Raw genomic sequence first — 13,240 nt, 5'->3', positions numbered from 1 at the left:
CGCTGTTGCCGGCGCGCCCTAAGAATCACTGATAGGAAACCAGCGTTGCACCATTTTCATGGCTGAAATCTGGCTTCACGCCAAGCATGGAAGCCGAACGTCGGATGATGTTTGCGGCCATGACGCCAGCATTCGAGGCAGCCGTCGCGCCCATGCCGGGCTTTTCCGGCTTCGGTTCGTCGGCGATCGTGAGAACGATGTATTTCGGATCGTCCATCGGGAAAGCGGCGACGAAGGCGTTGAAATTCTTGTCCTTGGCGTAGCGGCCGTTGACCACCTTCTCCGCCGTTCCCGTCTTGCCGCCAACGCGGTAGCCCGGAACCCTGGCATTCCTGCCCGAGCCCTTCTCGGCATTGAGCGCGTAGAGGTAGCGCATGGCCTCGACGGTCTTTTCGCTGACCACTTTCTTGGCCACCGACATCGCCTGCTCCTGCGTGCGCGTCAGGAATGTCGGCTCGATCAGGTAGCCGCCGTTCATCAGTGCGGCGCAACCGACCGCGGTTTGCAACGGCGTCGTCGACACGCCGTGGCCGAAAGCGACCGTGATCGAAGTGACCTGTTTCCAGACCTTGGGCTCGGTCGGGCGGGCGACCTCCGGCAATTCCGTCTGCATCTTTTCGAGGATGCCCAGGCGATGCAGGAATTCGCGGTGCCCCTCGATGCCAACCGCTTCGGCTTCCTTGGCGGAGCCGATGTTGGAGGAATAGATGAACACTTCCGGCACCGACAACACCCGCCCCTTGCCATGAAAATCATGGATGGTCTGGCGGCCGATCCTGATCGGGCGCGAAGCGTCGAAACGGCTTTCCAGTGTCACTTTGCCGGAATCGAGCGCCATGGCTGTAGTGAAGCTCTTGAGGGTCGAGCCCATCTCGTAAAGGCCGGCCGACATGCGGTTCAGCCGGTCCTTGTCCTGCGCGTTATAGGGATTGTTCGGATCGAAATCCGGCACCGAGGCCATCGCCACCACTTCGCCGGTCTTGACGTTGAGCACGACGGCGCCGGCCGCGATCGCATGGTACTTCTCCATGCCGGTGGCGATCTCGTCGCGCACGATATGCTGGACGCGCAGGTCGATCGAGAGCTGCACCGGCTTCAGATCCTTGGCAATTGCCAGGCCCGAGGCCTGAAGATCGCTCAGCCCCTGCTCGTCAATGTACTTCTCCATGCCGGAGATGCCTTGATTGTCGATATTGGTGAGGCCGACAATGTAGGACGAGGTTTCGCCGGCCGGATAGAAGCGGCGCTTTTCGGTGCGGAAGCCGAAGCCGGGGATACCGAGCTGCATGATTTCGGATTGCTGTTTGGGCGTCAGTTGCCGCTGCAGCCAGACGAAGCCGGCGCCGCTCTTCAGCTTGTGATAGGTCTGCTCGTAGTCGATTTCGGGAAGCACCGTCGAGAGTTTTTCGATCGCCTCGTCTGCGTCGACGATGCGGCGCGGCTCGGCAAACAGCGATGCCGTCTTGATGTCCGTCGCCAGAACCTCGCCATTGCGGTCGACGATATCGGGTCGCGACGCCGTCACCCGGCTCTGCGGACCGCCGGACAGGTCGGGATTCTGGAACCCGAGATAGACCAGCCGCCCGGCAATCGTCGCATAGATGCCGAAGAACACCGCCATCGTCATCACGACGCGGGTCCTGCCCTTGCCGCCGGTCGCTTTGCGGGCGCCCTCGACCACGATCGAGCCGCCTTCGGCGGATTTCGCGCGGCGCTCCAGCCTCGGCGGAAGTCTTGCGATCGCTGCCAGTCTGGAAATCACTGGAAATCTTGCGATCATTGCACGATGCCTCCGGTGACGACGGGATCCTTGCCGTCCGACGATCCTTTGCCGGAATTGTCGGCCATGCCGCCCAGGCGCTGGGACGAAAGGTCCTCTATGTTGACCGGCTTGGCCGGCAGGTCGTCCAGGCCGACGATCTGGCGCGCATTGACCGGCTCCAGGCCAAGCTGCGATTTGTAGATCTCGGTCAGCTTCTGCAGGCGCGCCGGCTGGGTCAGCAGGCTCCAGTCCGCCTTCAAGAGGTCGATCGTATCCTCCTCGTAGCGGATCTGCGCCTGGACCTTGTGCACCGCCGCCAATTGTTCCTCGGCCTCGCGCTTGGTCTTGTAGGTCAGGGCCGCGGCCGAGACCATGACGGCGATCAGGACTATGTCGCTGGTACGAAACACGTGCTCACCTCTCTCCCGGCCGATTGGCGCCGGGAAGTTTTGGGCTGGGAAGTTTTGGCAGACCGAAAATCGCAAAATCGCCGGCGCGCGCCGGCGCCTCGGTGCGGATGGCGGCGCGCAGCCTTGCCGAACGCGCCCGCGGATTGGCCGCTATCTCGGCATCGCCGGGCGTCACCCCGCCGCCCGCCTTGCGGAAGGTGGCCAGGCGCGCCTGCGCCTCGGGCATATGCCGCGACCCGGTCACGTGATCGGCACGGTCGGCGATGAAGCGCTTGACGATGCGATCTTCCAGCGAATGAAACGTCACCACGGCCAGCCGCCCGCCCGGTTTCAGCGCGCGCTCGGCCGCAAACAGCGCCTTGGCCAGTTCGCCAAGTTCGTCGTTGACGAAGATGCGCAGCGCCTGGAAGACGCGGGTCGCCGGATGGATCTTGTCCTTAGGAGCGCGGCCGATATGCGTCTCGATGGCATCGGCAAGATCGAGCGTACGCTCGAACGGGCGTTTTTCGCGGCGGCTCTCGATCATGCGGGCGATGCGGCCGGCATGGCGCTCGTCGCCGAGGAAACCGAAGATGCGGGCAAGATCGCCCGCCTTGAAGGAGTTGACGACATCGGCGGCACTCAGGCCCGCCTGCGCCATGCGCATGTCGAGCGGTCCGTCGGCGCGAAACGAAAAGCCGCGCTCCGCCTGGTCGATCTGCATGGAGGAGACGCCGATATCGAGCACCACGCCGTCGGCGCTTTCGACCTGCTCGTCCAGCATCGAGAATGGCGCGCGTACAAGCCGGAGCTTGCCGTCCGACCGTGCTTCGAGGTCCCGCCCCGCCGCGATCGCATCCGGATCGCGATCGATGGCCACGACCGAGGCGCCGCTCGCCAGAATGGCCCTGGTGTAACCGCCGGCGCCGAATGTGCCATCGACGATCACCTCGCCGATCTTGGGCGAAAGCGCCTCCAGCACTTCGGCAAGGAGGACCGGAATGTGGCGGGCCGGTCCGCCAACGGCGTTGATATCATCGCCGTGACCCGCCATCATTCCGGCCGCTCCCCGGGCTTCGTCCCCTGCCGAAGCTGCAAAAGCCGGGCGCGCGCTTCCGCTCCGTAGGTTGCTAGCCGCCCAGGCTCCCAGATCTGAAAGAAATTGCCGCGACCGACAAAGGCCACTTCTGCCGATATGCCGGTGTGCTCGCGGATGAAATCGCTCATCGTGATGCGTCCGTCCTGATCCAGCTTCAGGAACGTCCCGTCGCCATGGCAGAAGAACGACATGTCGTCCGCCGTCTGCAGGAAGGGGTCTTCCTGGGCGATGCGCTGCTCGTAGCGGTCGAGCAGGTCGAGCCCGCCGACATCCATCGCCGGACGGTCCAGGCAACGCAGCGCATAGAGCTCCGAATAGCCACGCTTCTGCACGACCGCGCGGAAATGCGCCGGAACGGACACTCGCCCCTTCGCATCGATCCTGTTCACCGCGTTCGACAGAAACCGGTCCATTACGCGCTACAGCTGCTTGCGCCGCCGCACCCCTCTGCATTTTGCCGTCCGCGCCGCCGCAGCGCGGTCCCCGCCCGAAATCCATGCCGCTCCGAGGGGTGAAAGCGGGCAATCGCGCAGCCGCCGCGGCTGCCCGATTGGCGTACGCTTCACCCTGACGCGGAACGAAGGCTTGAATATCGATATGGGATATCATGGGGCGTTATGGGCGTCAACGGGAACAGGCTTCACAAACGCGCGCGCCACAACCGGTGAGAGCGACTTTGACGGCACTCCCGTGTTTGTCCTCCATTAAGCCTAACGAAGCGTTTAGAGCCGCTTGGCCCAACCGGACGTCGCTTGCTGCAAGCCGTGACCTGACGGTAGGGTCCGCTGCAGAAACAAGGTTTGAATCGATGTCTGAAACAGCCAGGTCACGCGCTGCGGCACTTCCTCACCTGCGTCGCGGTGGGCTTGCCAAGGGCGATCCAATTCCCTTGCCATTGACCATGGCCGCCATTTTCCACACACCGGGCGATGCTGCGGGCCTTGATGAATACGGCCGATACGACAATCCAACATGGAGGGCCGTCGAGCACATGCTGGCGCACCTGGAAGACGCGCCATGCGTCGGCTTCCCCTCCGGAATGGCTGCGATCTCGGCGGTGTTTTTCGCGCTGCTGAAATCCGGCGACCGGATCCTGCTGCCTGCGGATGGCTATCACGCCACGAGAGCCCTGGCCGATCGCTTCCTGAGGTCTTTCGACATCGCCTACGATGTCCGCCCGACATCGAGCTTCCTCGACGGCGGCTTCGACGGCTATCGCCTTGTTTTCGTCGAGACGCCGGCCAACCCGGGATTGGACATCTGCGACATTGCCGCCGTCGCCGAAGCCGCGCACAAAGCCGGCGCGATCCTCGCCGTCGACAACACGACGATGACGCCCTTCGGCCAGCGCCCGCTCGATTTCGGCGCCGATATCGTCATTGCCGCCGACACCAAGGCGCCCAACGGCCATTCCGACGTGCTGTTCGGCCATGTCGCCAGCCGCAATGCGGACATCATCGCCGCGGTTTCCGGTTGGCGCGAGGTGTCGGGCGCCATTCCCGGCCCATTCGAGGCGTGGCTGGTGCATCGCGGCCTGGAAACGCTCGACGTGCGCTTCGACCGCATGTGCTCTTCGGCGGAAGTGCTGGCGCGGCGGCTGCAAGGCCACCCCGCGATCAGCGGCCTGCGCTATCCCGGACTGGAAGGCGATCCGTCCCACAATCTTGCCCGCGCCCAGATGGAGCGTTTCGGCTTCCTCATCTCCTTCGTGCTGGATTCGGAGGACAAGGCCGAGGATTTCATCAACAATTGCGCGCTGATGCAGGCGGCGACCTCCTTCGGCGGCGTCCATAGCTCCGCCGAACGACGGGCGAAGAGAAGCGACGCGGTACCGCCAGGCTTCGTCCGCCTGTCGGTCGGCTGCGAGCCGGTGGAAGAGCTTTGGCAAGCGATCGAGGCGTCGCTTAACAAGCTTGGCGACTGAGCGGATCGATCACGAACTGAGGTCGTCGGCTTCGATCCTGCGCCGGCCATGCAATACACGGACGATTTCGATTGCCTCGTCGCCCACGCGATAGAAGGTGAGATAGTTGCCTACGACCAGATGACGAATGCCGGGTGCGATATCGTCGCGCGGTGCACCCGATAACGGATAGGTTGCCAGTTGCTGCCAGCGGGCCTCGATCCGGTCGAGCAACCGATCTGCCGCAGCCCCGCTGTCTTGCGCGACGTGAAGCCAGATCGCGATCAGATCTTCTTCTGCGCGAGCGCCTCTGTTGATAGGCAGCCAATTCATACCGCGCTATCGGTTCAATCGTTTCCGCGCCTCAGCCTTGATTTCGTCAAGCGATGCAAATCGCCCCGGCCCGCTGTCAATCCCTTCCTGCACCAGCTTGCGCAACTCCTCGACCGTATAGCCAAGCAGGTCGCGCTGATCCTTCCACTGACGCAGGGCGTCGCGTATCGCCTCGCTCGCCGAAGCATATTCGCCGGCGGCGACTGCATCGTCGACTGCCGCTGCCAGTTCCGGCGAAAGCGTGATGCTGCGTTTGTCGACCTGACCCATAATGGCTACCTGATGCTGCCCGAGCGCATGGTACGATTTAATCGCACCGATTTCAACGAACGCCGCAATTTCTTAAACGCATAAATCAATAGGCGCGCCCGAGGGCGCAACCTGCTGATTTCCTGGAAAGATCGGGGAAGAAAATTGCCAGCTGGCCTGTAAGCCGGGTTCTGTATGGCCCTCGCCCCTTGCGGCGCGAGAACGTGGCGGCCATTCATCTTGGGCGCATGTTGCCATGCGCCTCACGCAACCTACCCGGACGGTGAGCCGGAAACAGCCCCCGAGGGTTTCCCCTCGCACCGTCCCTATTCGGTCTTGCTCCCGGTGGGGTTTACCGTGCCGCTCCTGTTGCCAGTCGCGCGGTGGGCTCTTACCCCACCCTTTCACCCTTGCCCCGAATCCGGCAAAGCCGGATCGTGGCGGTTTGCTTTCTGTGGCACTTTCCCTGGGGTCGCCCCCGCCGGCCATTAACCGGCACCGTGTCTCCATGGAGCCCGGACTTTCCTCACCCGCAGCCTTTCGGCTTCGCGGGTGCGGCCGCCCGGCCAGCTGGCAAGGCGTATAAAGGGGTTCACGCCAAAAAACGCAAACGAAAAAGCGACTTATGACCAGTTCACGCCGGCGCCCCCAGCGCGGCCATCTGCACCTTGACCTTGCCGCAATAGGCGGCCGACACCGGGTTCATGCGCTTGGCGGCATGGCCGGCATTGTACTTCAGGATCGTGCCGCAGGTCGTGCCGCCGCCGAGGCCGCGCGCCATGGCGAGGTATTTCATGCCATATCTGATGTTGGTGTCGGGATTGAACAGGCCCTTGACTGAGCCGGTGTAGCCCATCATCCGCGCCGTTGCCGGCTTGATCTGCATCAGGCCGATCTCGCCGGCGCCGCCGACGATGTTTGGCTGGTAATTGCTCTCGATCTTGACGACGGCGTTGGCGAGCGACACCGGCACGCCGTAGGTGGCGGCGTAACGGGCGATGATCGCCGAATACTGGCCAGTGCCGCCGGCCGTCGCAGTCGGCACCGCCCTGCTCTTGCGGTCGATCGAGGCCGTTGTCGTCCGGTCGATATTTTTCTTATGGCGCTTCACATGCCGCTTGGAGACTGCCTTCTTCGCCGAGGTCGCCCTTTTTGCCGAAGTCGCCTTTTTGGCCTTTACCCCAGCCGCTTTTTCCACTTTCGCGCTGGCTGTCCTCTTTGCCTTTGCGCCCTGGCCGGCTTTCGGCATGGCGGTCTTTCCGGCTGCGACAGCGAGGCCCTGGTCGGCCCGTGGGCTCAGTGGGGCGCCATTCGCCGTGCTGAAGGCAAAAGTCATTACGCCGGCAGCAACAGCTGCCGTTACAACGGTCAATTTCTGCATGTGATCCTGTTCTGTCTGAGCCGCGCGAAGAACTTCGCGCAGATACGCTAAATCAACATCGGAACATCTGGGGGATTAGAGGCCCGACAACTTGCACGGATGGCCTTTGACGGCCGATTTTGCGTCAAACAAGGCGATGCAAGTCACTTTGAGTGACAGGCTGTAACTTTATGACGGTGAAAAGATTACTTTGGAGAAACTGACCTTGCGGAAGCAAGCAGCCTTTCCAACGTGCGGATCGTCGATGCGTCGGCGAGGCCATCCACCTTGCGCTGCCGGAAATGCCGCTGGAAAGCCTCGACCACGATTTCGGTCTGCCGGTCGAAAACTCCCGATATCTCCACCCCATAACCGTAGAGCGCCAGCATCGATTGCAACGCCTCGACCCCCACGCCTGCATCGCCGGCCTTAAGCACCGCGCCGCGCCTGACCGGGGCCGCCCCGACGAGATGGCCGACACCGGCCTCGAACAGCGCCTTCCACGGGAACTTCTCACCCGGATCGATCTTGCGTCCCGGCGCCACGTCGGAATGGGCGAGCACCCGCTGGGGTGGAATGGAATGGCGCCGGACGATCCCCTTGCACAGGCCGATCACGGCATCGATCTGTCGTTTAGGGAAGCTGCGATAGCCCAGCGAATGTCCAGGATTGACGATCTCGATACCGATCGAACAGGAATTTATGTCGGCGCATCCGAACCACGAACTCTTGCCGGCATGCCAGGCACGGTCGCTTTCCCTCACCATCTGGACGATCTGGCCGTCCTCATGGACGAGATAGTGCGCCGAGACTTCGCTGGCCGGATCGCACAGCCATGCTTCGGCGCCCGGGCCGGTCTTCATGCCGGTATAGTGCAGCACGATCATGTCGGGCCTGGTCGTTTCGCGCCGCGGACCGAAATTCGGCGATACCCTTACCTCGGCGTTCGGCTCGTCGGGCAGGAAGCCGCTCATGCGTGCCGCAGACCTCGCTCGATCATCTCATAGGCCGCGTTGATCGCGGCGATCCTGGTCGTGGCGATCTTGATGAATTCCTGGGGCAGACCGCGTGCGATCAGCCGGTCGGGATGGTTGTCCGAGACCAGCTTGCGATAACGCTTCCTGACCTCCTCGAACGGCTTTCCACGTTCGATGCCGAGCACGACATAGGGATCTCCGGCACCGAGATTGACGTGGCGTGCCAGAATGCTCTGGTAGTGCGCCTCCTCGATCCGGAAGATCTCGGCGATGCGATGCAGGAACAAGCCTTCGCGCTCATGCACCAGACCGTCGGCCTTGGCGATGTGGAACAGCCCGTCGAGAATGTCCTCCAGCATCACGCAGTTCGTCTGGCCGGAGCCGCAAAGCTGCGCCATGCGCTCGGCATAGGTCTCGAACCCGGCAACATCCTGCTTGGCCAGATCGTAGAGGCGCGCCACATTCCGCGTCTGCTCTCTCGGCACTTCGAATATTTCTTGGAAGGCCCGCACCTCGTCCTGCGTGACGATGCCATCGGCCTTGGCCATCTTGGCAGACAGCGCGATCATCGCCACCGAAAAGGCAACGCGTCGGCGCAAATCGGCATCGCCCGAGAAAACCGTACGCACGGCCTCCACGACATCGGCGACACCCGACGAGGCTGAAGACGAAACGCGGGTGATGAAGTCGCCGAAGCGGTCCCAAATCGACATGAGGGCTTAATAGGACCAACCGGCCATCGCTATCAAGCGAAGACAACGCCCCAATGCTCCACGCCAACAATTTGGTGGCGCACGAAACAGCGGCTTTGCGGCGCTAGGCGCGCGTATCTTGAACCAGAGCAAGGGAGGCCGGCGTTGACCGGCCTCCCCCAAATTGGGCGTATGAACTACTGCGCTGGGGCAGCAGGCGCCGCAGGAGCCGGAGCCGGTTCGGCAGGCTTGGTGGCGTCAGGGGCCGGCTGCATCGGCTGTTCGGCGGCCGGCGGATTGGTGCTCTGCGTGGTCGTATTATCGGTGCCGCTGTCGCTGCAGGCCGCAACGCCGAGCAGTGCAAGCGCCGAAACCGACGCAAGAATGAGCTTTTTCATAACTTTTTCTCCTCTGATCACGCCGCCGTTACCGGTGGCGGTCGAGGACAAAATGCATGAGGCGGACATCAGTTTCGTAACGTTGCATTTCCACCTGTAACATCTTCATATCCTTTGGCGATTGCCCGCCGGGGCATCTCGAACTAACAGGATCGAACAGTGAAAATGCCGGGAGCCATATCGTGACCGCAAAATGGGATTTCTGGATCGACCGCGGCGGCACCTTCACCGATGTCATCGGCCGTGACCCGCAGGGCGCGCTGCACCCGCGCAAGCTGCTGTCCGAAAACCCCGAAGCCTATGCCGATGCTGCCATCCACGGCATTCGCGAACTGCTCGGGCTGAAATCCGGCGCTCCGATCCCCGTTGGCCTGATCGGCGACATCAAGATGGGCACCACCGTTGCCACCAACGCGCTTCTGGAGCGCAAGGGCGACCGCGTGCTGCTGCTCATCACCAGAGGCTTTCGCGATGCACTGAGGATCGCCTATCAGGCACGTCCCGACATCTTCGCCAAGGAGATCGTCCTTCCCGAACAGCTCTATGAGCGCGTCATCGAGATCGACGAACGCGTGCGCGCCGACGGCAGCGTTGAAAGACTGCTCGACATCGCCGCCTGCCGGCCGGCCATCGAACAGGCAAAGGCGGACGGCATCGACGCTGTCGCGATCGTCTTCATGCATGCATGGAAATATCCCGACCATGAAAAGGCGGTTGCAAAAGTCTGCCGCAAGCTCGGATTTTCACAGGTCTCGGTGAGCCACGAGGTTTCGCCGCTGATCAAGCTTGTCGGCCGTGGCGACACCACTGTGGTCGACGCCTATCTGTCGCCGATCCTGTCGAGATATGTGGGGAAGGTGGCGGGTGAACTGGGGATTATTGCAACCGGCGCTGGCGCTGCCCCTCATCCGCCTGCCGGCACCTTCTCCCCGTATAGTGACGGGGAGAAGGGTGAAGCTCCAACGCTGACGCCCCCCTCTCCCCGTTCTTCACGGGGAGAGGGTAAGGGTGAGGGGCAGCGCCAACCCCGCCTGATGTTCATGATGTCGTCGGGCGGCCTCACCGCCGCCGACATGTTTCAGGGCAAGGACGCGCTGCTGTCCGGCCCGGCCGGCGGTGTCGTCGGCATGGTCGAGACGGCGAAGCTCGCCGGCTTCGACAAGGTCATCGGCTTCGACATGGGCGGTACCTCGACCGACGTCGCCCATTATGACGGCGATTACGAGCGCGCCTTCGACACCGAGGTCGCCGGCGTGCGCATCCGCGCGCCAATGATGCGCATCCACACCGTAGCCGCCGGCGGCGGCTCGGTCCTGCATTACGAGGCTGGTCGCTTCCGCGCCGGCCCGGACTCCGCCGGCGCCAATCCCGGTCCGGCAGCCTACCGGCGCGGCGGGCCATTGGCCGTCACCGACGCCAATGTCATGCTGGGCAAGCTGCAGCCCGATTTCTTCCCGGCCATTTTTGGACCCGGCCAGAACCAGCCGCTCGACGTGCAAACGGTGCGCGAGAAATTCGCGGCACTTGCCGCCGAAATCGGCGACGGCCGCTCTCCGGAGGCCGTCGCCGAAGGGTTCGTCACCATCGCCGTCGAAAACATGGCCAACGCCATCAAGAAGATTTCCGTGCAGCGAGGCTACGACGTCACCGAATATCTCCTGAACTGCTTCGGCGGCGCCGGTGGTCAGCACGCTTGCCTGGTCGCCGATGCGCTTGGAATGGAGGCGGTGCTGATCCATCCCTTTTCCGGCCTGCTTTCGGCCTATGGCATCGGCCTGTCCTCGGTCTTTGCCTCCCGCCAGCAGGCGCTGCTCAAACCTCTTGCCGAAGAGTCCCGAACCGAGATCGGCAACCTCATTGCCAGCTTGAGAAAGGCCGTCATCGCCGACCTCTCGGCACAAGGCATCGCCGAGGACGCTGTTGCCGCGAAACCGGTGCTGCACATTCGCTATGACGGCACCGATACGACACTGCCGGTGAATTTCGAGGCAGACTCGATTTTCCAGGCCAAACGCGACTTCGAAATCGCCCACAAGGCGCAGTTCGGTTTCGTCTATGACGACAAGCCGATGATCGTCGAAACCGTTGGCGTCGAAGGCACCGACACCGGCGGCGCCGGCCGCGACGAAAGTGATTCAGAAACCGAAGATCTCACGTTAAACCCTTCGCAGACCCGCGAAATCTTCACCGAGGGAGCGTGGCGCAATGCCGGCGTCTTTCGCCGCGAGACGCTCAAACCGGGGCACAAGATTGCCGGCCCCGCCCTGGTCATCGAGCCGAACCAGACCATCGTCGTCGAACCGGGCTGGCAGGCCGAAATCACCGCCAGGAACCACGTGCTGTTGCGTCGCGTCGAAAAAAAGCGCCGGCAGGCAGCGCTCGGCACCGGTCTCTCCGGGAAGATGGGGGCCGATCCGGTCATGCTGGAGGTCTTCAACAATCTCTTCATGTCGATCGCCGAGCAGATGGGCGTGACGCTGCAAAACACCGCTTATTCCGTCAACATCAAGGAACGGCTGGATTTCTCCTGCGCCGTCTTCGACCGCCATGGCGCGCTGGTCGCCAACGCGCCGCACATGCCGGTGCATCTCGGCTCCATGGACCGTTCGGTGGAAACCATCATCCGGCTCAACTCCGGCGACATCCATCCAGGCGACGTCTTCGCCCTCAACGCACCCTACAATGGCGGCACGCACCTGCCTGATATCACCGTGGTCACGCCGGTCTTTTCCCTCCCCCTTGAGGGGAGGGTGGCCGCGCAGCGGCTGGGTGGGGTCCTCTCAGGAGGCACCACAGGAACGTCGAGCACTGCCGCGGCGACCCCCTCCGACGGCTTCGCCGCCACCTCCCCCTCAAGGGGGGAGGAAATACTCTTCTACGTCGCCTCGCGCGGCCACCATGCCGATATCGGCGGCACGGCGCCCGGCTCGATGACGCCGCTCGCCACCACCGTCGACGAGGAAGGCGTGCTGTTCGACAATTTCCGCATCGTCGATCGCGGCCGCTTCCGCGAGAAGGAACTGGAGACGCTGCTCACCGACCATCGCTATCCCGCGCGCAACCCGCATCAGAACATCGCCGACCTCAAGGCGCAGATCGCCGCCAACGAAAAGGGCGTCGCCGAGCTGCGCAGGATGGTCGCGCATTTCGGCCTCGATGTCGTCGAGGCCTATATGGGCCATGTCCAGGACAATGCAGCCGAAAGCGTGCGCCGCGTGCTGGAGCGCTTGCCCGACAGTTCCGTATACGAATATCCAACCGACACCTGCCAGGTGATCAAGGTCAAGATATCGGTCGACCGGGAAAAGCGCGAGGCGACGGTCGACTTCACCGGCACGTCGAAGGTCGAGAAGAACAATTTCAACGCGCCCGAGCCGGTTGCCCGCGCCGCCGTGCTCTACGCCTTCCGCGTCATGGTCGAGGACATGATCCCGATGAATGCCGGCTGCCTGCGCCCCATCAACATCGTCATCCCCGATGGCTGCATGCTGAAACCCGCCTACCCCGCCGCGGTCGTCGCCGGCAATGTCGAGACCTCGCAGCATGTCACCAACGCGCTGTTCGGCGCCATGGGCGCGATGGCCAATGCGCAAGGCACGATGAACAACCTCACCTTCGGCAACAAACAGTATCAGTATTACGAGACGATCTGCTCGGGCTCGCCCGCCGGCCGGATGAACTCCGGCCGCGGCTTTGCCGGCACCTCCGGCGTCCACACCCATATGACCAATTCACGCCTCACCGACCCGGAAGTGCTGGAACTGCGCTTTCCCGTGCTGCTCGAGGATTTCCACATCCGCGAAGGCTCCGGCGGCAAGGGCAGATGGAGTGCCGGCGACGGCACCAAACGCACCATCCGTTTCCTCGAAAAGATGGAATGCGCGATCCTGTCCTCGCACCGCAACCGCCCACCCCAAGGGTTGGAGGGCGGCGGCGATGGCGAGGCCGGATCGACCAAGGTCCGTCGCAAGGATGGTGCGATCGAGCTGCTGAAAGCCTGCGACCAGACCGTGCTCGACGCCGGCGATGCCGTCATCCTCACGACACCGACGCCAGGTGGGTTTGGCCGGCAGTGATG

At 63.1% G+C, this 13,240-nt stretch carries 12 protein-coding genes and 1 other RNA gene; 2 read left to right on the top strand and 11 right to left on the bottom strand.

The features are described from left to right. Nucleotides 1-25: 25 nt before the first annotated feature. Genes AC0L2H_RS06830 through mraZ form a run of 4 tightly spaced genes read right to left on the bottom strand, consistent with a single transcriptional unit; the run spans nucleotide 26 to nucleotide 3,663 of the window. On the bottom strand, nucleotides 26-1,780 hold the full coding sequence (locus tag AC0L2H_RS06830) for a peptidoglycan D,D-transpeptidase FtsI family protein (RefSeq protein WP_473589510.1): 1,755 nt from the start codon (nucleotides 1,778-1,780) through the stop codon (nucleotides 26-28). Then, nucleotides 1,777-2,172, bottom strand: a complete 396-nt coding sequence (gene ftsL / locus AC0L2H_RS06825) for a cell division protein FtsL (RefSeq protein WP_473589509.1) — start codon at nucleotides 2,170-2,172, stop codon at nucleotides 1,777-1,779. Before ftsL ends, AC0L2H_RS06830 begins: the two co-directional genes overlap by 4 nt. A 4-nt stretch (nucleotides 2,173-2,176) precedes the next feature. Then, nucleotides 2,177-3,208, bottom strand: coding sequence for a 16S rRNA (cytosine(1402)-N(4))-methyltransferase RsmH (gene rsmH / locus AC0L2H_RS06820; protein ID WP_473589508.1), 1,032 nt, complete (start codon nucleotides 3,206-3,208; stop codon nucleotides 2,177-2,179). Then, nucleotides 3,205-3,663 carry a division/cell wall cluster transcriptional repressor MraZ gene (mraZ, locus tag AC0L2H_RS06815; RefSeq protein WP_107650509.1) on the bottom strand — a complete coding sequence of 153 codons (459 nt, stop codon included), beginning with the start codon at nucleotides 3,661-3,663 and terminating at the stop codon, nucleotides 3,205-3,207. The genes rsmH and mraZ overlap by 4 nt, the downstream gene beginning before the upstream one ends. Nucleotides 3,664-4,058: 395 nt before the next feature. Between mraZ and AC0L2H_RS06810 the strand changes: the two genes are divergently transcribed. After that, nucleotides 4,059-5,174, top strand: coding sequence for a cystathionine gamma-lyase (locus AC0L2H_RS06810; protein WP_473589507.1), 1,116 nt, complete (start codon nucleotides 4,059-4,061; stop codon nucleotides 5,172-5,174). 9 nt (nucleotides 5,175-5,183) lie between these two features. Here the strand turns inward: AC0L2H_RS06810 and AC0L2H_RS06805 are convergent, their stop codons facing one another. The 7 genes from AC0L2H_RS06805 to AC0L2H_RS06775 all read right to left on the bottom strand — a co-directional run bounded on the left by AC0L2H_RS06805 (nucleotide 5,184) and on the right by AC0L2H_RS06775 (nucleotide 9,162). Continuing rightward, complete coding sequence (locus tag AC0L2H_RS06805) at nucleotides 5,184-5,486, bottom strand: type II toxin-antitoxin system RelE/ParE family toxin (protein WP_473589506.1); 303 nt, start codon at nucleotides 5,484-5,486, stop codon at nucleotides 5,184-5,186. A gap of 6 nt (nucleotides 5,487-5,492) precedes the next feature. Then, nucleotides 5,493-5,756, bottom strand: a complete 264-nt coding sequence (locus tag AC0L2H_RS06800) for a type II toxin-antitoxin system ParD family antitoxin (RefSeq protein WP_473589505.1) — start codon at nucleotides 5,754-5,756, stop codon at nucleotides 5,493-5,495. Between the two features lie 143 nt (nucleotides 5,757-5,899). Beyond that, an RNA gene (gene rnpB / locus AC0L2H_RS06795) (RNase P RNA component class A) lies at nucleotides 5,900-6,309 on the bottom strand. Nucleotides 6,310-6,369: 60 nt separating this feature from the next. Continuing rightward, nucleotides 6,370-7,116, bottom strand: a complete 747-nt coding sequence (locus AC0L2H_RS06790; RefSeq protein ID WP_473589504.1) for a lytic transglycosylase domain-containing protein — start codon at nucleotides 7,114-7,116, stop codon at nucleotides 6,370-6,372. A gap of 185 nt (nucleotides 7,117-7,301) precedes the next feature. Next, nucleotides 7,302-8,069: a peptidoglycan recognition protein family protein gene (locus tag AC0L2H_RS06785; protein ID WP_473589503.1), complete on the bottom strand. Its 768-nt coding sequence runs from the start codon at nucleotides 8,067-8,069 to the stop codon at nucleotides 7,302-7,304. Further along, a complete protein-coding gene (locus AC0L2H_RS06780; protein WP_473589502.1) occupies nucleotides 8,066-8,785 on the bottom strand; it encodes a TerB family tellurite resistance protein in 720 nt (239 codons plus the stop codon). The genes AC0L2H_RS06785 and AC0L2H_RS06780 overlap by 4 nt, the downstream gene beginning before the upstream one ends. Nucleotides 8,786-8,961: 176 nt before the next feature. After that, nucleotides 8,962-9,162 (bottom strand): hypothetical protein, encoded by a 201-nt coding sequence (locus tag AC0L2H_RS06775; RefSeq protein ID WP_083918660.1) that lies wholly within the window; start codon nucleotides 9,160-9,162, stop codon nucleotides 8,962-8,964. A 182-nt stretch (nucleotides 9,163-9,344) separates the two neighbouring features. Between AC0L2H_RS06775 and AC0L2H_RS06770 the strand changes: the two genes are divergently transcribed. After that, nucleotides 9,345-13,238 (top strand): hydantoinase B/oxoprolinase family protein, encoded by a 3,894-nt coding sequence (locus AC0L2H_RS06770; RefSeq protein WP_473589501.1) that lies wholly within the window; start codon nucleotides 9,345-9,347, stop codon nucleotides 13,236-13,238. The last annotated feature ends 2 nt before the right edge of the window (nucleotides 13,239-13,240 follow it).

The organism is Mesorhizobium sp. WSM4871 (assembly GCF_055811295.1).
The sequence above is the reverse complement of the archived record's forward strand: the minus strand, read 5'-3'. Positions and strand labels throughout refer to the sequence as shown.

Excerpts from the sequence above, each read along its gene's own strand:
- AC0L2H_RS06785 (WP_473589503.1), bottom strand. The coding sequence starts at position 8,069 with ATGAGCGGCTTCCTGCCCGACGAGCCGAACGCCGAGGTAAGGGTATCG.
- AC0L2H_RS06805 (WP_473589506.1), bottom strand. The coding sequence starts at position 5,486 with ATGAATTGGCTGCCTATCAACAGAGGCGCTCGCGCAGAAGAAGATCTG.
- AC0L2H_RS06810 (WP_473589507.1), top strand. The coding sequence starts at position 4,059 with ATGTCTGAAACAGCCAGGTCACGCGCTGCGGCACTTCCTCACCTGCGT.
- rsmH (WP_473589508.1), bottom strand. The coding sequence starts at position 3,208 with ATGATGGCGGGTCACGGCGATGATATCAACGCCGTTGGCGGACCGGCC.
- mraZ (WP_107650509.1), bottom strand. The coding sequence starts at position 3,663 with ATGGACCGGTTTCTGTCGAACGCGGTGAACAGGATCGATGCGAAGGGG.
- AC0L2H_RS06790 (WP_473589504.1), bottom strand. The coding sequence starts at position 7,116 with ATGCAGAAATTGACCGTTGTAACGGCAGCTGTTGCTGCCGGCGTAATG.
- AC0L2H_RS06830 (WP_473589510.1), bottom strand. The coding sequence starts at position 1,780 with ATGATCGCAAGATTTCCAGTGATTTCCAGACTGGCAGCGATCGCAAGA.
- AC0L2H_RS06800 (WP_473589505.1), bottom strand. The coding sequence starts at position 5,756 with ATGGGTCAGGTCGACAAACGCAGCATCACGCTTTCGCCGGAACTGGCA.
- AC0L2H_RS06780 (WP_473589502.1), bottom strand. The coding sequence starts at position 8,785 with ATGTCGATTTGGGACCGCTTCGGCGACTTCATCACCCGCGTTTCGTCT.
- AC0L2H_RS06775 (WP_083918660.1), bottom strand. The coding sequence starts at position 9,162 with ATGAAAAAGCTCATTCTTGCGTCGGTTTCGGCGCTTGCACTGCTCGGC.